Annotated in this window: 14 protein-coding genes; 2 read left to right on the forward strand and 12 right to left on the reverse strand. The window is 60.5% G+C overall.

The window, feature by feature from the left end:
* The 4 genes from PXK07_RS17290 to rpsL form a co-directional block, all read right to left on the reverse strand.
* A partial coding sequence (locus PXK07_RS17290) for a GTP-binding protein (RefSeq protein ID WP_274847712.1) occupies positions 1–152 on the reverse strand: 152 nt, incomplete at its 3' end.
* Between the two features lie 63 nt (positions 153–215).
* Complete coding sequence (gene fusA / locus PXK07_RS17295; RefSeq protein ID WP_274849598.1) at positions 216–2,333, reverse strand: elongation factor G; 2,118 nt, start codon at positions 2,331–2,333, stop codon at positions 216–218.
* A gap of 21 nt (positions 2,334–2,354) precedes the next feature.
* Positions 2,355–2,825 (reverse strand): 30S ribosomal protein S7, encoded by a 471-nt coding sequence (gene rpsG, locus PXK07_RS17300; RefSeq protein ID WP_192965361.1) that lies wholly within the window; start codon positions 2,823–2,825, stop codon positions 2,355–2,357.
* Positions 2,826–2,843: 18 nt separating this feature from the next.
* Positions 2,844–3,215: a 30S ribosomal protein S12 gene (rpsL, locus tag PXK07_RS17305; protein ID WP_005621086.1), complete on the reverse strand. Its 372-nt coding sequence runs from the start codon at positions 3,213–3,215 to the stop codon at positions 2,844–2,846.
* A 393-nt stretch (positions 3,216–3,608) separates the two neighbouring features.
* On the opposite strand from rpsL, the gene PXK07_RS17310 reads away from it, so the two are divergent.
* On the forward strand, positions 3,609–4,415 hold the full coding sequence (locus tag PXK07_RS17310) for a putative rhamnosyl transferase (RefSeq protein WP_274849599.1): 807 nt from the start codon (positions 3,609–3,611) through the stop codon (positions 4,413–4,415).
* Between the two features lie 37 nt (positions 4,416–4,452).
* Positions 4,453–5,292: a putative rhamnosyl transferase gene (locus tag PXK07_RS17315; protein WP_274849600.1), complete on the forward strand. Its 840-nt coding sequence runs from the start codon at positions 4,453–4,455 to the stop codon at positions 5,290–5,292.
* Here PXK07_RS17315 and PXK07_RS17320 read toward each other — a convergent pair.
* The 8 genes from PXK07_RS17320 to PXK07_RS17355 all read right to left on the reverse strand — a co-directional run bounded on the left by PXK07_RS17320 (position 5,251) and on the right by PXK07_RS17355 (position 18,349).
* Positions 5,251–6,117 (reverse strand): DMT family transporter, encoded by an 867-nt coding sequence (locus PXK07_RS17320; protein ID WP_274849601.1) that lies wholly within the window; start codon positions 6,115–6,117, stop codon positions 5,251–5,253. The two genes, PXK07_RS17315 and PXK07_RS17320, sit on opposite strands and share 42 nt — an antisense overlap.
* A 162-nt stretch (positions 6,118–6,279) precedes the next feature.
* Positions 6,280–10,521 (reverse strand): DNA-directed RNA polymerase subunit beta', encoded by a 4,242-nt coding sequence (gene rpoC, locus PXK07_RS17325; RefSeq protein WP_274849602.1) that lies wholly within the window; start codon positions 10,519–10,521, stop codon positions 6,280–6,282.
* Positions 10,522–10,572: 51 nt separating this feature from the next.
* The gene (gene rpoB / locus PXK07_RS17330) at positions 10,573–14,709 is read right to left on the reverse strand and encodes a DNA-directed RNA polymerase subunit beta (protein ID WP_274849603.1); all 4,137 of its coding nucleotides are present in this window, start codon (positions 14,707–14,709) and stop codon (positions 10,573–10,575) included.
* A gap of 279 nt (positions 14,710–14,988) precedes the next feature.
* Positions 14,989–15,363, reverse strand: a complete 375-nt coding sequence (rplL, locus tag PXK07_RS17335; RefSeq protein WP_274849604.1) for a 50S ribosomal protein L7/L12 — start codon at positions 15,361–15,363, stop codon at positions 14,989–14,991.
* 81 nt (positions 15,364–15,444) lie between these two features.
* Complete coding sequence (rplJ, locus tag PXK07_RS17340; RefSeq protein ID WP_274849605.1) at positions 15,445–15,963, reverse strand: 50S ribosomal protein L10; 519 nt, start codon at positions 15,961–15,963, stop codon at positions 15,445–15,447.
* A gap of 398 nt (positions 15,964–16,361) precedes the next feature.
* The gene (gene rplA, locus PXK07_RS17345) at positions 16,362–17,060 is read right to left on the reverse strand and encodes a 50S ribosomal protein L1 (RefSeq protein WP_274849606.1); all 699 of its coding nucleotides are present in this window, start codon (positions 17,058–17,060) and stop codon (positions 16,362–16,364) included.
* Between the two features lies 1 nt (position 17,061).
* Positions 17,062–17,487: a 50S ribosomal protein L11 gene (gene rplK, locus PXK07_RS17350; RefSeq protein ID WP_274849607.1), complete on the reverse strand. Its 426-nt coding sequence runs from the start codon at positions 17,485–17,487 to the stop codon at positions 17,062–17,064.
* 298 nt (positions 17,488–17,785) lie between these two features.
* Positions 17,786–18,349, reverse strand: a complete 564-nt coding sequence (locus tag PXK07_RS17355) for a carboxymuconolactone decarboxylase family protein (protein ID WP_274849608.1) — start codon at positions 18,347–18,349, stop codon at positions 17,786–17,788.
* Positions 18,350–18,366 lie beyond the last annotated feature (17 nt).

Below are 18,366 nucleotides of genomic sequence, written 5' to 3' on the forward strand. Positions count from 1 at the left end.
TCTTCCGGCGCGCCATCGATCTGGTCGTATGCCTTGAAGTCACCGAAGTATTTGGTGATCGCTGCGGTCAGCGTGGTTTTGCCGTGGTCAACGTGGCCAACGGTGCCGATGTTGACGTGCGGTTTATTACGCTCAAACTTTTCCTTAGCCATGGTGGCCTCCTTTTGATTGGAAGAAGGTCCGCGCGGGTCGCGAACCTTCCAATGTCATGACGCTTACGCGTATTTCGCCTGGATCTCGTCCGAGATGTTCTGCGGAACCGGATCGTAGTGCGAGAACTGCATGGTGAACTGCGCGCGGCCCGAGGACATGGAGCGCAGGGTGTTGATGTAGCCGAACATGTTGGCCAGCGGCACGTTTGCGTCGATCGCAATCGCGTTGCCGCGGGGCTCCTGGCCGGACACCTGACCACGACGGGAGGTCAGGTCACCAATGATACCGCCGGTGTATTCTTCCGGGGTGATCACTTCGACCTTCATGATCGGTTCCAGCAGTTTCGCGCCAGCTTTCTTCAGACCTTCACGCATCGCCATACGAGCAGCGATTTCAAAGGCCAGAACGCTGGAGTCAACGTCGTGGAACTTACCGTCGATCAGGGCAACCTTGAAGTCGATCACGGGGAAGCCGGCCAGCGGGCCGCTGTCCATGACGGACTGGATGCCTTTTTCAACACCGGGGATGTATTCCTTCGGAACAGCACCACCAACGATGCGGGATTCGAAGGAGTAACCTTCACCGGCTTCGGTCGGCGAGATGATCAGTTTCACCTCGGCGAACTGACCCGAACCACCCGACTGTTTCTTGTGGGTGTAGGTGTGCTCGATCTCGTGACCGATGGTCTCGCGATAGGCAACCTGCGGGGCACCGATGTTGGCTTCCACTTTGAATTCGCGCTTGAGACGGTCCACCAGGATGTCCAGGTGAAGTTCGCCCATGCCCTTCATGATGGTCTGACCGGACTCGAGGTCGGTTTCGACGCGGAAGGAGGGGTCTTCGGCGGCCAGGCGGCCCAGACCCTGGGACATCTTCTCCTGGTCGGCCTTGGTTTTCGGCTCGACCGCGATCTCGATCACCGGATCGGGGAAGGTCATGGTTTCCAGAACGACCGGGTCGTTGGCGGCGCAGAGGGTGTCACCGGTGGTGGTGTCCTTCAGGCCAGCCAGCGCGATGATGTCGCCCGCGAATGCTTCCGTGATCTCTTCACGGTCATTCGAGTGCATCATCATCATACGGCCAACGCGCTCTTTCTTACCCTTGGTGGAGTTCAAGAGGGTATCACCCTTGTTCAGAACACCGGAGTAGATGCGGGTAAAGGTCAGCGAGCCGACGAAGGGGTCGTTCATGATTTTGAACGCAAGGCCGGAGAAGGCCATGTTATCGTCCGCGCGGCGGGCGATGTTACGCTCTTCGTTCTCGTCACCCGGCTTGAAGCCCATGTAATCGACAACGTCCAGCGGGCTGGGCAGGTAGTCGATCACGGCGTTCAGCAGCGGCTGCACACCTTTGTTCTTGAACGCGGAACCGCCAAGAACCGGAACGAAGTCCAGCGCCAGGGTGCCCTTGCGCAGCAGTTTGCGCAGGGTCGGCACGTCGGGCTCGTTGCCTTCCAGGTATTCCATCATGGCGTCGTCGTCTTGCTCGACGGCCGCTTCGACCATCTTGCCACGCCATTCGTCGGCCATGTCTTTCAGGCTGTCACGGATCGGAGCCTTGACCCAGCTTGCGCCGAGGTCTTCGCCCTGCCACAGCCACTCTTCCATGGTGACCAGGTCGATCAGGCCTTCGAGTTCGGTCTCTGCACCGATCGGAATACCGACGGGAACGGCGCGCGCGCCGGTGCGGTCTTCGATCATGTTGACGCAGTTGAAGAAGTCGGCGCCGATCTTGTCCATCTTGTTGACGAACACCATACGCGGAACCTTGTAGCGGTCAGCCTGACGCCACACGGTTTCGGTCTGGGGTTCAACGCCGGCGTTGGCGTCCAGAACACAGACGGCACCGTCGAGAACCGCCAGCGAACGCTCAACTTCGATGGTGAAGTCAACGTGGCCGGGGGTGTCGATGATGTTCAGGCGGTGCTTGGGGGTATCAGCGGTCTGACCGTCTTCGGTGCGTTCCCAGAAAGTGGTGGTCGCAGCCGAGGTGATGGTGATGCCGCGTTCCTGCTCCTGCTCCATCCAGTCCATGGTGGCTGCACCATCGTGCACCTCACCGATGTTGTGGGATTTGCCGGTGTAATACAGGATACGCTCCGAGCAGGTGGTCTTACCTGCGTCGATGTGCGCCATGATACCGAAGTTACGGTATAGTTCGAGCGGATATTCGCGTGCCATGGTGTGTAGCCTCTGAAGGGTTTACCAGCGATAGTGCGAGAAGGCTTTGTTCGCCTCTGCCATCTTGTGGGTGTCTTCGCGCTTCTTAACGGCGGTACCGCGGGACTGTACAGCGTCCAGCAGCTCACCGGCGAGGCGTTCTTCCATTGTGTTCTCGTTACGACCGCGGGCCGCGGTGATCAGCCAGCGGATGGCCAGCGCTTCGCGGCGCTCGGGGCGCACTTCGACGGGAACCTGGTAGGTGGCACCACCCACACGACGGGAGCGAACCTCAACCGAGGGCTTCACGTTGTCGAGGGCTTCGTGGAACACTTCCACGGGGGCGCGCTTGATCTTCGCTTCAACGCGGTCGAATGCGTTGTAGACGATTTTCTCTGCGACCGATTTCTTACCATCGATCATCAGGTTGTTCATGAATTTGGTCAGAACGCGGTCGCCATATTTGGCGTCGGGCAGAACTTCGCGTTTTTCAGCAGCGTGACGGCGTGACATCTGTGCTTATCCTTCTTCTTACTTAGGACGCTTCGCGCCATACTTGGAGCGGCGCTGCTTACGGTCTTTGACGCCCTGGGTATCCAGAACACCGCGAAGGATGTGGTAACGCACACCGGGAAGGTCTTTTACACGACCGCCACGGATCAGAACCACGGAGTGCTCCTGAAGGTTGTGGCTTTCACCCGGGATGTAAGAAATCACTTCGAAACCATTGGTCAGGCGGACCTTCGCAACTTTCCGCATAGCGGAGTTCGGTTTCTTCGGCGTGGTGGTGTAAACGCGTGTGCAAACGCCGCGCTTCTGGGGGCACTGCTCCAGATGCATGGACTTGGAGCGTTTTACTTTCGGCTGCCGCGGCTTGCGGATCAGCTGTTGGATCGTTGGCATTCCGGTCTATTCCCCGTTTCGCAACTTTCATGTCATGCACGCGCCAGGGCGTGCGGCTCATATTTCCGGCACTTACGCGTCCGCAAGCGCAAAAACCGCATTCGTTCCCATTCCGAGGTGAACGACGCGGTGGGTTTACAGAGGATCCGGGTGATAAAAGTGCCCGAACCTTGTTCCACTACAATAGTGATATCGGCTTTAGGGGCGGCCCCCGGATGCCGGATAGGCGCGCGTATATGGGGAGTCGCCGGGCTTGTCAACTGCAGCCTCCCCCGCAGGGGCGAAAGGCAGCGCAGGCGCAAGACGTCCCGCATGTGTGCGACCGTCTCTTGCCCGCTTAACGTGTGCGATGCATAGTCGGGCAAACACAGGCTTAGTCAGGACGGGTCATTCATGCAAGTCATCGGTCTTTGCCGCTTTTCCTACCCCGCCATCGGCGGTTTCCAGGTGGAACACGACAGTCTGGAAGAGCGCATCGCCTATCTCTACGCAGAAGAACGACTGGAAGAGCGGTTCCAGCTGATGGAGACCGTCGCCCTGCCCTGCCTGCGGGAACAGACCGATCAGGAGTTCGAGCTGATCATCGTGATCGGGGACAGCCTGCCGAAACGGCATCGCGATCGGCTCCATGATATCACCGCAGGTATGCCCCAGGTGCGGATCCATAGCGAACCACCCCGCAAAAAGCGCCCGGTGATGAAGGAGATCCTGAACAAGGCGCGCCGTGACCCCGACGCGCCCTGCCTGCAGTTCCGCCACGATGATGACGATGCGGTCTCGGTCGATTTCATCGAACGCTTGCGGCAGACGGTGCAGGACTGCCCCGGCCTGATCGAGAGGAACAGAACCGTCGCCATTGATTTCAACCGGGGCTATGTGGCCGAAGTCGGCGCCGAAGGGATCGCCGCCGCGGAAATTCACCGGCCCTATTATGTGGCCGCGCTTGGCATGTATGTGCAGGGGGGATGCAACCTCACCATCATGAACTTTGCCCATGAAAAGATCCTGCGCTTCTTGCCCACGGTGACGATCAGCGACCAGCCGATGTTTGTGCGCACCCACAACGGCTATAACGACTCACGCCAAAAGCCCGTGAAACCGGTGCCGGTAACGCCGCTGAGCCCCGAACAGATTGGCGAGTTCGAAGCCCGCTTTGCCATCCGGCAGGATCACGTCCGGCGAATCTTTAGGACTGGCTGACAGCCCCCTACCCTGCGACGAAAGGAAAGGTGCCTCCATGCAGATTATCGGACTGTGCCGTTTCTCCTATGTCGGGCTTGGGGGCTACAAGATCATGCACGACAGCCTGGAAGAGCGGCGCGCCTTTCTCTATGCGCCGGAACGGCTGGAGGAACGGTTCCGCCTGTTTGAGACCATCTGCCTGCCCTCGGTCACCGGGCAGACGGACCGGGATTTTCAGCTTCATGTGGTGGTGGGCGAGTGTTTTCCCCAAACTCACCTGGAGCGTCTACTGGCCTTGACCGAGGATCTGCCCAATGTGGCGGTCTCCCTGCAGCCGCCCGAGCGCCATCGGCGCCAGATGATCCGTGTTCTCAATGCCGCCCGCACCGATCCCGACGCCCCCTGCCTGCAGTTTCGTCTCGATGACGATGATGCCATGGCGGTGAATTTCATCGACCGGCTAAGGCAGGCCGCAGAGGATCTGCAGCCCATCTGGCAGAGGTATCCGCTGACCACCATCGACTTCAACAAGGGCTATATCTACCGCGCGGGGCCAGAGGGGCTGTCGATTGCCCCAGACCGCGAAGCCTATGCGGCGCTTTCCCTTGGCGTCGTGGTGCCCGGCGGCTCGGACCGGACCATCATGCATCAGGGCCATCACAACCTCTGGAAGGAGACCCCGACACTGACCTTTCCCGATGGCGACATGTACATGCGCGGGCACAACGGCTTCAACGACTCCCGCTCAAAAGGGCGCGGAAAGACGGTGAAGCTGACCCCGGTTTCGCCGCAGGACGCGGAGCACCTGAAACGCACCTTCAACGTGGACAGCACGGACGTCGCACGTGCCTTTTCATCCCCGGGCCTGCTGCCGCTCCCGGTAAAGGGTGAATAGACCCGCCGCCACAACGATGGCCGCCCCGATCAGGGTCAATCCTGTCGGCCAGTCGCCAAAGACCAACCAGCCCAGCAACAAGGCCCAGAGGAGACCGCTGTATCGGAACGGCGAGACCACGGCGACATCTCCGACCCGCATGGTCATCACCGAAAACAGATAGCCGCCAAAGATGAAACAGGCCGAGCCCAGCAACATACCAAGATGCCAGGTCTCAATCGGCTGCCAGTCCTGCTGGGTGCTGTAGACCAACCCGAAGGAAAACACGGTCAGGGAGGCCATCAAGGTGACGGTCATCGACGGCACCGCCGCAGACATCCTCCGGGTAAACAGATCCCGTGCGGTCACGCAGGCGACGGCGCCCAGGGCATAAAGCGATGCCCCGTCAAACCCCGCCGGGCCAGGTCGGACGATCAGCAACATGCCGATAAAGCCCGCGAGGATCGCAGACATGCGCCGCCAGCCGATGCTTTCGCGAAAGAACAGCGCTGCCCCCAGGGTGACGGTCAAGGGAAGCATCTGCAACACCGCGGTCACATTCGCCAGCGGCATCAGCATCAGCGCGCTGAGGAACAGGTAGGTGGCACCGGCCTCGGACAGGCAGCGCCCCAAGACCAGCATCCAGTCCCGACGCGGCAGGTTCAGATGCAGGCTGCCAAGATAGCGCGCCAGAAGGAAGATCAGCAGGGTCGCCAGCCCGCCCCGGATCACCAGGATCTGCGACAGGGGCAGGTCGGCGCCCACCATTTTCACCAGCGTATCATTGAAGGTGAAGGCCGCCATGCTGCCCATCATCAACAGGGCGCCTGTCTGGTTTGGGGTCATCGGGTGCTCCGCCTTGAGTGCTAGCTGGTGGGATCAATTGGACACGAAAACACACATGCTCTCAGAAAGCATGCAACGACCTGTTTTGCAAAGAAGCTTTTCAATAGAAAACCCCCGCACCATCGGCGCGGGGGTCATCTGTTCATTCATGTGATCAGCCGATCAATCGCGGCTTTCCGGGGTTTCCACCAGGTTGTCGAAATCGCCGTCCGACAGATCGTCGTCCATGACCGGCGCGGCCAGGGCCGCTGCGGCCTCGGCCTCTTCGCGGCGGGCTTCCAGCACCACGTTGTCGCGGCTTTGCGCGATGTGGCGCATCTGCTGGGTCGCACCACCGGTACCGGCTGGGATCAGACGACCCACGATGACGTTCTCTTTCAGGCCGACCAGCTTGTCCTTCTTGCCCTGAACCGAGGCTTCGGTCAGCACGCGGGTGGTCTCCTGGAAGGAGGCCGCCGAGATGAAGGAGCGGGTCTGCAAGGACGCCTTGGTGATCCCCAGGAGGATCGGCTCGCCCTGAGCGGGGCGCTTGCCGCGGGCCAGCGCCTTTTCGTTGGCCGCGTCGAACTCCTGCTTGTCCACGTGCTCGCCCTTCAGCAGCGTCGTGTCGCCGGAGTCGGAGATCTCCCACTTCTGCAGCATCTGGCGAACGATCACCTCGATGTGCTTGTCGTTGATCTTCACACCCTGCAGGCGATAGACGTCCTGGACCTCGTCGATCATGTAGTTCGCCAGAGCCTCGACACCCATGATGGAGAGGATGTCATGCGGCGCCGGGTTACCGTCCATGATGTAATCACCCTTCTGCACGAAGTCGCCTTCCTGCACCGGGATGTGCTTGCCCTTGGGCACCATGTATTCGACGGTTTCCATGGTCTCGTCAGCCGGTTCGATCGAGATGCGGCGCTTGTTCTTGTAGTCGCGACCAAAGCGCACGTAACCATCGATTTCGGCGATGATCGCGTGATCTTTCGGACGACGCGCTTCGAACAGTTCGGCCACACGCGGCAGACCACCGGTGATGTCCTTGGTCTTGGCGCCTTCACGCGGGATACGCGCGACAACGTCACCGGCCTCGATCAGCTGACCGTCCTCACAGGACAGGATCGCATCGACGGACATCGGGTAGGTCACCGGGTTGCCCAGATCGTTGCGCACCGGCTCGCCATCGCCATCCACCAGGATGATTTCCGGCTTGAGGTCGTTGCCCTTGGGCGCCGCACGCCAGTCGATCACGATCTTCTGGGTCATGCCGGTGGCTTCGTCGGTCTCGTCGCGGACCGCCAGGCCCGACACCAGGTCGACGTATTTCGCGGTACCCGGCTTTTCGGCGATGATCGGCAGGGTATAGGGATCCCATTCGAACAGCTTGTCGCCGCGTGCAACCTTCTGGCCTTCGGTGACGAACAGCTTGGAGCCATAGCCCAGCTTGTGGCTGGCACGCTCTTCGCCCTGATCGTCCTGGATGATGACCTTCATGTTGCGGCCCACCACCAGCGTGTCACCGCTGGAGTTCTTCAGGGTCTGCGCGTTCTCGAAGACGATGGTGCCTTCCTGGCTGGCTTCGAGGAAGGACTGCTGACCACCCTGGGCAACGCCGCCGATGTGGAAGGTCCGCATGGTCAGCTGGGTGCCGGGTTCACCGATCGACTGCGCGGCGATGATGCCGACAGCCTCGCCCGAGTTGACCATGGTGCCGCGTGCAAGGTCACGACCATAGCACATGGCGCAGACGCCCTCTTCGCTTTCACAGGTCAGCGGCGAGCGGATACGGGTCGAGGCAACGCCTGCCTCCTGAACCGCGTCCGACATGCGTTCGTCGATCAGCTGGCCTTGCGCCACCAGGATCTCGTCGGTGCCGGGGCGCTTGATGTCCTCGGCGGCCACGCGGCCCAGGATACGCTCACCCAGGCTTGCAACCACTTCGCCATCGTTGACCGCGGCCTCTGCGGTGATCGCGCGCTCGGTGCCGCAGTCGCGCTCGCGCACGATGCAGTCCTGTGCCACGTCCACCAGACGACGGGTCAGGTAACCCGAGTTCGCCGTCTTCAGAGCCGTATCCGACAGACCCTTACGGGCACCGTGGGTGGAGTTGAAGTACTCCAGAACGGTCAGACCCTCTTTAAAGTTCGAGATGATCGGGGTCTCGATGATGTCGCCGTTCGGCTTGGCCATCAGGCCGCGCATGCCGCCCAGCTGTTTCATCTGCGTGACCGAGCCACGCGCACCGGAGTGGGCCATCATGTAGACCGAGTTCGGCTCCATCACGGCGCCATTCTCGTCACGCTTGTCGGCAGAGATGGTGGACATCATCGCCTCGGTGACGCGGTCGTTACACTTGGACCAGGCATCGACAACCTTGTTGTACTTTTCGCCCTGGGTGATCAGGCCGTCCATGTACTGCTGTTCGAAGTCCTTAACCTGCTCGCGGGTGTCGTCCACGATGGTCCATTTGCCATCGGGGATCACCATGTCGTCCTTGCCGAAGGAGATCCCGGCCTTGAACGCTTCGCGGAAGCCCATGGTCATGATCTGGTCACAGAAGATCACCGACTCTTTCTGACCGCAGTAACGGTAGACGGTATCGATGACCTGCTGCACCTCTTTCTTGCGCAGCAGACGGTTGACCAGTTCGAAGGGGGCCTTGGCGTTCTTGGGCAGCAGAGCGCCCAGACGGACACGGCCCGGCGTGGTCTCGAAGCGCTGCAGGACCTCGTTGCCCTCCTCGTCGATCTGCGGAATGCGCGCGGTGATCTTGGAGTGCAGGTGCACCTCACCGGCGTCCAGCGCGTGCTGGACTTCCTCGATGGTGCCGAAGATCTTGCCTTCACCCACCATGCCTTCGCGTTCCAGGGTCACATAGTAGAGACCCAGGATCATATCCTGCGAGGGAACGATGATCGGCGCGCCGTTTGCAGGCGACAGAACGTTGTTGGTGGACATCATCAAGACGCGCGCTTCCAGCTGGGCCTCAAGGCTCAGCGGCACGTGCACGGCCATCTGGTCACCGTCGAAGTCGGCGTTAAAGGCCGAGCAGACCAGCGGGTGAAGCTGGATCGCCTTGCCTTCGATCAGCGTGGGTTCGAACGCCTGGATGCCAAGACGGTGCAGCGTCGGCGCACGGTTCAGCATGACCGGGTGTTCGCGGATCACCTCATCGAGGATATCCCAGACCTCGGGACGCTCTTTTTCCACCAGCTTCTTCGCCTGCTTCACGGTGGAGGACAGACCTTTGGCCTCCAGGCGCGAGTAGATGAAGGGCTTGAACAGTTCGAGCGCCATCTTCTTGGGCAGACCACACTGGTGCAGTTTGAGTTCCGGACCGGTCACGATGACCGAACGGCCCGAGAAGTCGACGCGCTTACCCAGAAGGTTCTGACGGAAGCGGCCCTGTTTCCCTTTCAGCATGTCCGAAAGCGATTTCAGCGGACGCTTGTTGGCGCCGGTGATGACGCGGCCACGGCGGCCGTTGTCAAACAGTGCGTCAACGGATTCCTGCAGCATCCGCTTTTCGTTGCGTACGATGATATCGGGCGCGCGCAGCTCGATCAGGCGCTTCAGACGGTTGTTCCGGTTGATCACACGACGATAGAGGTCGTTCAGATCGGAGGTCGCGAAACGGCCGCCATCCAGCGGCACCAGCGGGCGCAGTTCCGGCGGGATGACCGGGATCACGGTCATGATCATCCATTCGGGACGGTTGCCCGACTCCAGGAAAGATTCCACGACTTTCAGACGCTTGATGATCTTCTTGGGCTTCAGCTCACCAGTGGCTTCGGCCAGTTCGGCGCGCAGCTGCTCGGCTTCGGCTTCCAGATCGATCGCGGCCAGCATCTCACGGATCGCTTCGGCGCCGATATTGGCGGTGAAGGCGTCCATGCCGTACTGGTCCTGGGCATCCATATACTCTTCTTCGGTCATCATCTGACCGTAGGTGAGATCAGTGAGGCCCGGCTCGATCACCACGTAGTTCTCAAAGTAGAGAACCCGCTCCAGATCGCGCAGGGTCATGTCCAGCATCAGGCCGATGCGCGACGGCAGCGACTTCAGGAACCAGATGTGCGCGACGGGTGCGGCCAGTTCGATATGGCCCATACGCTCGCGGCGGACCTTTTGCAGGGTGACTTCCACACCGCATTTTTCGCAGACAACGCCGCGATACTTCATGCGCTTATATTTGCCGCAGAGGCATTCGTAGTCTTTGATCGGGCCAAAGATACGGGCGCAGAACAGACCGTCACGCTCGGGCTTGAAGGTCCGGTAGTTGATGGTCTCGGGCTTTTTGATTTCGCCATAGGACCAAGACAGGATCCGTTCCGGCGACGCCAGCGAGACCTTGATTTCATCAAAGACCTTGGGCGGCGTCAGCGGGTTGAACGGGTTGTTGGTGATTTCCTGGTTCATTTTGATACCTCAAATCTTGCGGAAGGGGGGACGGGAGAAGGGCTGACGCCCTTACTCCTCAACCTCCGCATCCAGGAGTTCCATATTCAGGCCGAGACCACGGACTTCCTTGACCAGAACGTTGAACGATTCCGGTACGCCCGCTTCAAAGTTGTCTTCGCCCTTGACGATGCTTTCATAGACCTTGGTCCGGCCTGCGACGTCATCCGACTTGACGGTGAGCATCTCCTGCAGGGTGTAGGCGGCGCCGTAAGCTTCCAGAGCCCAGACCTCCATCTCCCCGAAACGCTGACCACCGAACTGCGCCTTACCACCCAGCGGCTGCTGCGTAACAAGCGAGTACGGACCGGTCGAACGTGCGTGGATCTTGTCGTCGACCAGGTGGTGCAGTTTCAACAGGTACTTGATGCCCACGGTCACCGGACGCGCGAACTGCTCACCGGTGCGGCCGTCGAACAGGATCGACTGACCGGAGGTGTCAAAGCCAGCGCGCACCAGCGCATCGTTGACGTCTGCCTCTTTGGCACCGTCAAAGACCGGGGTTGCGATCGGCACACCGCGGGTGACGTTGGCAGCCGCATCCAGCAGCTCGGCCTCGCTCATGTCGGCGATACCTTCGTCATAGACGTTCTCGCCATAGGCGTGATGCATCGCATCGCGCACCGGGGTGAGATCGCCGGAGCGACGGTATTCCTGCAGCGCATCGTCCACCTTGATGCCCAGACCGCGCGCGGCCCAGCCCATGTGGGTTTCAAGGATCTGACCGACGTTCATACGCGACGGCACGCCCAGCGGGTTCAGACAGAAATCGACCGGGGTACCATCCGCGAGGAACGGCATGTCCTCCATCGGCACCACTTTCGAGATCACACCCTTGTTGCCGTGACGGCCGGCCATCTTGTCGCCCGGCTGCAGCTTGCGCTTCACGGCGATGAAGACCTTGACCATCTTCATCACACCCGGGGGCAGATCGTCGCCACGGCGGACCTTTTCGACCTTGTCTTCGAAACGGGCATCCAGAGCGCGTTTCTGCGCTTCGTACTGCTCGTTCAGGGCCTCAAGGATCTGCGCGTCCTTCTCGTCTTCCAGGGCAAGCATCCACCACTGACCACGGCTGAGCGAGTCCAGCAGCTCTTCGGTGATCTCGGACCCTGCCTTGATACCTTTGGGGCCTTTGACGGCGGTCTTACCCAGCAGCATGCCACGCAGACGGGCGTAGATGTTGCGATCCAGGATCGCCAGCTCGTCGTCGCGGTCACGGGCGAGGCGTTCGACTTCCTCACGCTCGATCTGCAGGGCGCGCTCGTCTTTTTCCACACCATGGCGGTTGAAGACACGCACCTCGACCACGGTACCGTAGTCGCCCGGCTTCACGCGCAGCGAGGTGTCGCGCACGTCCGATGCCTTTTCACCGAAGATGGCGCGCAGAAGCTTTTCTTCCGGCGTCATCGGGCTTTCGCCCTTCGGAGTGATCTTGCCGACCAGGATGTCGCCCGGCTCCACGTCCGCGCCGATGTAGACGATACCCGCCTCATCGAGGTTGCGCAGCGCTTCTTCACCCACGTTCGGGATGTCGCGGGTGATCTCTTCCGGGCCAAGCTTGGTGTCACGGGCGGCGACTTCGAATTCCTCGATGTGGATCGAGGTGAAGACGTCGTCACGGGCAATCCGCTCGGAGATCAGGATGGAGTCTTCGTAGTTGTAGCCGTTCCAGGGCATGAAGGCGACGACGACGTTCTTGCCGAGGGCCAGTTCACCCATATCGGTCGAGGGACCGTCGGCGATCACTTCGCCCTTGCGCACTTCCTGACCCACCTTCACCAGCGGACGCTGGTTGATACAGGTGTTCTGGTTGGAACGCTGGAACTTGCGCATGCGGTAGATATCCACGCCCGCATCGCCCAGTTCCAGATCCTCGGTGGCGCGGATCACGATACGCTGGGCATCGACCTGGTCGATGATACCTGCGCGTTTCGCCATGATCGCAGCGCCCGAGTCGCGGGCCACGATTTCCTCGATGCCGGTGCCGACCAGCGGCGCCTCGGCACGCAGGAGCGGAACCGCCTGACGTTGCATGTTCGAACCCATCAGAGCGCGGTTGGCGTCGTCGTTTTCCAGGAACGGAATGAGCGAGGCCGCAACCGAGACCAGCTGCTTGGGCGACACGTCGATCAGGTCGACGTTTTCACGCGGGGCCAGGGTGTAGTCGCCGGACTGACGGGTCGAGACCAGATCGTTCTGGAACTTGCCGTCCGCATCCAGCGCCGCGTTGGCCTGGGCCACGGTGTGGCGCATTTCCTCGGTCGCGGACATGTAGTGCACTTCGTCGGTGACCTGCGCGTCCTTGACGACACGGTAGGGAGTCTCGATGAAGCCATACTTGTTGACGCGGGCAAAGGTCGCCAGCGAGTTGATCAGACCGATGTTCGGGCCTTCCGGCGTTTCAATCGGGCACATCCGGCCATAGTGGGTCGGGTGCACGTCGCGGACCTCAAAGCCCGCACGCTCGCGGGTCAGACCGCCCGGCCCAAGCGCCGAGAGGCGGCGTTTGTGGGTGACTTCCGACAGCGGGTTGGTCTGGTCCATGAACTGCGACAGCTGCGAGGAGCCGAAGAATTCGCGCACCGCGGCAGCGGCCGGTTTCGCGTTGATCAGATCCTGCGGCATCACCGTGTCGATCTCGACCGAGGACATACGCTCCTTGATGGCGCGCTCCATGCGGAGCAGGCCGACGCGGTACTGATTTTCCATCAGTTCGCCAACGGAACGCACGCGGCGATTGCCCAGGTGGTCGATGTCATCCACATCGCCCTTGCCGTCGCGCAGTTCGACCAGCGCCTTGATGCAGGAGACGATGTCTTCCTTGCGCAGGGTCCGCTGGGTGTCCTCGGCGTCCAGCGCCAGGCGCATGTTCATCTTCACGCGGCCAACCGCGGAAAGATCATAGCGCTCGCTGTCGAAGAACAGGGTATCGAACAGGGCCGATGCGGCCTCGACGGTGGGCGGCTCGCCCGGGCGCATCACGCGGTAGATGTCCATGAGCGCGGTGTCGCGACCCATGTTCTTGTCCATCGCCATGGTGTTGCGCATATAGGGGCCGACATTGACGTTGTCGATGTCCAGAACCGGGATCTCGGTGACACCGGCATCCACCAGCTCCTTCACGGTACCACCGATCAGGTCGCCGTCCTTGTCGTATTCAAGGGTCAGCTCGTCCCCGGCTTCCACGTAGATGGCGCCGGTTTCCTCGTTGATGATGTCCTTGGCGACGTATTTTCCGACGATATGCTCAAACGGCACCAGCAGCTCGGTGATGGAGCCTTCGTCGATCATCTTCTTGACGGCGCGCGGAGTGACCTTCTTGCCGGCTTCGGCAAAGATCTCGCCGGTGGCGGCATCGACGAGGTCGTAGGTCGGACGGGTGCCGCGCACGCGCTCGGGGAAGAAGGGCGTGACCCAACCGCGGCTTTTTTCCAGCTTGAAGGTGACGGTGTTGTAATAGGCATCCATGATGCCTTCCTGGTCCAGACCCAGCGCATAAAGCAGGGTGGTCACAGGCAGCTTGCGGCGACGGTCGATCCGGGCAAAGACGATGTCCTTGGCGTCGAATTCAAAGTCGAGCCAGGAGCCGCGGTACGGGATGATGCGGCAGGCGAACAGCAGTTTGCCGGAAGAATGGGTCTTGCCCTTGTCGTGGTCGAAGAACACGCCGGGCGAACGGTGCATCTGGCTGACGATCACGCGCTCGGTACCGTTGACCACGAAGGTGCCGTTCGGGGTCATCAGGGGCATGTCGCCCATGAAGACGTCCTGTTCCTTGATGTCCTTGACCGAACGGGCGCCGGTATCCTCGTCCACATCAAAGACGATCAGACGCAGGGTGACCTTCAGCGGCGCCGAATAGGTCATGTCGCGCTGCATGCATTCTTCGACGTCGTACTTCGGCTTTTCCAGCGCGTATTTCACGAATTCCAGAACGGAGTTTTCGTTGAAATCCTTGATCGGGAAGACCGACTGGAAGACGCCGTTGATGCCTTCGCCATCCTGGGGCGCCTCAGCGTCGCCAGAGCGAAGGAACAGGTCGTAGGAAGATTTCTGAACCTCGATGAGGTTCGGCATATCCAGCACTTCGCGGATCTTGCCGTAGTATTTGCGAAGACGTTTCTGGCCAAGGAACGTTTGAGCCATGTCAGATGTCACCTTTCGAATTTCTCACCGGACAAGGATGCCGCCGGGCTTCGGCATCTTGCCCATACGAGATAGAGCGTTCGGATCAATTCATGGCTGCCGTCCCGAATGGCCGCCTCCCGATCACTTGAACCGCGTCTAAGAAAAGGCCCTATCGAAAAGGTCCCTTTCTGAGACAGGTTCGGCTGGACCCGGGTTTTCCCCGGATCCAGCCAAATTCTGAGGGAGCGCGAGGCAGGGTTTCGAAGAACCCCCGCCCCTATGTCCCGCAAGCGAGGCTTAGGCCAGCTCGACTTCGGCGCCAGCTGCTTCCAGCTTGCCTTTGATGTCTTCGGCTTCGTCCTTGGAGACGCCTTCTTTGATCTTGCCGCCGGCTTCGACCAGTTCTTTGGCTTCTTTCAGGCCCAGACCGGTGATGCCGCGAACTTCTTTGATCACGTTGATCTTGGAAGCGCCGGCGTTCTTCAGAACGACGTCGAATTCGGTCTTTTCTTCCTCAGCTGCGCCACCGGCGTCGCCACCAGCTGCAACCATGACGGCGCCGCCAGCTGCGGGCTCGATGCCGTACTCGTCTTTGAGGATGGTTTTCAGTTCTTGTGCTTCAAGCAGGGTCAGACCAACGATCTCTTCTGCCAGTTTCTTCAGATCAGCCATTTTATCAGCTCTTTCCGTTTTAAAGTGTGTGTTTCCAGCGTATGGGCACGTGCCCTACCCCGGTCATTCAGTGCCAACCGCTTATGCAGCTTCCGCCTTCTCTTCGATGGTCGAAAGGATGCTTGCGATATTGCTTGCAGGTGCGCCAATTGCGCCGGCGATGTTGGAAGCGGGTGCGCCGATGCAGCCAACGATGGAGGCAATAAGCTCCTCGCGGGACGGCATTTTCGACACGGCTTCGACGCCTGCGCGGTCCAGAGCGTTCTCACCCATTGCACCGCCGAGGATCTCAAACTTCTTGTTATCCTTGGCGAAGTCCTCGGCCACCTTGGCAGCTGCCACGGGGTCCTCGGAGTAGGTCAGAACGGTCATCCCTGTCAGCAGGTCGGCCATGCTTGCACACGGCTTACCCTCCAGGGCGATTTTGGCGAGCCTGTTCTTGGCAACACGCACGGCGCTTCCGGCATCGCGTGCGCGCGCCCGAAGATCCTGCATCTCGGCAACTGTCAGACCGGCGTAGTGAGCAACCACCACGACGCCAGAGCTTTCGAAGATCTGGCCGAGCTCTTCGACCAATTTCTCTTTCTGGGCTCTATCCACAGTTCTCTCCAGGTTATGGGGGGCTTGCGCTCCCCGGCTCATTGATGTGCCAGACCAGATGGCCCGGCGTTCAAGTCCGCAATACGGGGTTAGCCAAAGTCGCCCGAGGGTACAGAAACCCTCGATCTAATCTTGGTCTTTCCCGTCTCAGGAGGGAAATTAAGGCCCGATCGAGAGGCCACCCACCATCTTGGACGAAATGAAATAAAGCGCACGACGAATCGCACGCTTTACCTCAAGGGGTTGATAGTCGCTTCGCAGCGGATTTCCAAGAGGTAAATCACAGGTTTGCAAAAACGCGCCAGCACAGCAGGCGGCACCCGGTTTTCCGCCCCAAAACGTGAAATGGCCCGCAGGGTTCACACCATGCGGGCCATTCAAAACTCAGGAGGCGCAGCTTATTCGCTGACGGCCTTTTCCACATCGACGGTGACGCCGGGACCCATGGTCGAAGACAGCGCGATCTTCTTCATGTAAGCGCCCTTGGCACCCGAGGGTTTTGCCTTAGCAACGGCCGAAACAAAGGCACGGACGTTTTCGACCAGCTTGGCTTCGTCGAAGGAGGCTTTGCCGACGCCTGCGTGCACAACGCCGCCTTTTTCCGCCTTGAACTGCACTTCGCCGCCCTTGGCCGCTTCAACAGCTGCCTTGACGTCCATGGTCACGGTGCCGACCTTGGGGTTCGGCATCAGGTTGCGGGGACCAAGAACCTTACCCAGACGACCAACGATGGGCATCATGTCCGGGGTTGCGATGCAGCGATCGAAATCGATGGTGCCGCCCTGGATGGTTTCCATCAGGTCCTCTGCGCCGATGATATCCGCGCCGGCTTCCTTGGCTTCATCCGCCTTGGCGCCACGTGCGAAGACCGCAACGCGCATCGCCTTGCCGGTGCCGTTGGGCAGACCGACGACGCCGCGCACCATCTGGTCCGCGTGACGGGTGTCAACGCCCAGGTTCATGGCGATTTCGATGGTCTCGTCGAATTTGGAGGTTGCGTTGGCCTTGACCAGTGCAACGGCTTCTTCGACGGTCAGGTTCTCTTTGCCTGCGAAGGCTTCGCGCGCTGCGCGGGTACGTTTACCGAGCTTTGCCATCTTACTTCACCTCGATGCCCATGGAGCGGGCAGAGCCCAGGATGATCTGCATCGCCGCTTCAACGTCGTTGGCGCTCAGATCTTTCATCTTCGCTTCGGCGATCTCACGGACCTGTGCAACGGTCACGGTGCCGACGGTCTCACGGGACGGGTTGTTCGCACCGGATTTCACCTTGGCGGCCTTCTTCAGGTAGTAAGACGCGGGCGGCGTCTTGATGTCCATGGTGAAGGACTTGTCCTGATAGTAGGTGATCACGGTCGGGCACGGCGCGCCGGGCTCCATTTCCTGCGTCTTGGCGTTAAACGCCTTGCAGAATTCCATGATGTTGATGCCGCGCTGACCCAGCGCCGGGCCGACCGGCGGGGAGGGGTTGGCTTGACCTGCAGGAACCTGCAGCTTCATCGTACCAGCAAGCTTCTTGGCCATCTGGTGTTCCTTTCAACTGGGGCGAAACGCGTTCCACCCGGTTCTGTGTTGCGTGGTGCGGTATCAGGGTCGCGACCCATCAACCTCCCACGAGAGAATCTCGCCCGAAGACGATAGAGGGGGCATCTACGCCTGTTTCGATGAATTGGCAAGGGAACAATGCAAAGGCCGTCACCGCCCCTGCCCTCCCCTATACCCACGGCCACATCTGCGGATCATGCGACCGCGCCGCAGGCACAGGAAAGGCCCCCACCGACAGGGCAGAGGCCTTCGAAGATGGCACAAGCCTTGGATGACCTCAGGCCGCCTTGTCCGCCTTCTCCCAGGCAAAGGCCTGGAACGCGGGGTCAACGGCGGTCTGGGCTACGTGGTTGGTGTAGTTGCTGAGGACTTTCTGCGAGAGACCCAGGATGATTTCCAACACCTGCCGCGAGCCATATCCCGCCGCATAGAAGGCCTCGGATTCAGCCTGGGTGACATTGCCGCGACCGCGCACCAACGCCAGGGTAAAGCTGCGCAGGGCTTCCAGCTTGGGATCGGCCAGCGGTGTCTCGTTGCGCAGCGCCTCGATCACATCGGCATCCACGTTCATGGAATGGGCAATCCCGGTGTGGGCCGGCACGCAATAGTGGCATTCATGTTCGACGTTGATGGTCTGCCAGACAACGGTCAGTTCCGCGGTGTTGAAACTGGTGTTCATGAAGGCCTCATGCGTGCGCTGGTAGATCTCCAGAAGCTGCGGCACATCGGCCATCACCTGATAGAGCCCCGGCAGAAACCCGAAGGCCTTTTCAGAGGCAACCAAGCGGTCCTTTGCGGCGTCCGGGGCGGTTTCGGCGGTATGGCGGGGGAAGTGGGTCATCGTGAAGTCCTTTGGAT

Origin of the sequence: Phaeobacter sp. QD34_24 (assembly GCF_028890115.1) — a bacterium.
Classification (GTDB): domain Bacteria; phylum Pseudomonadota; class Alphaproteobacteria; order Rhodobacterales; family Rhodobacteraceae; genus Phycobacter.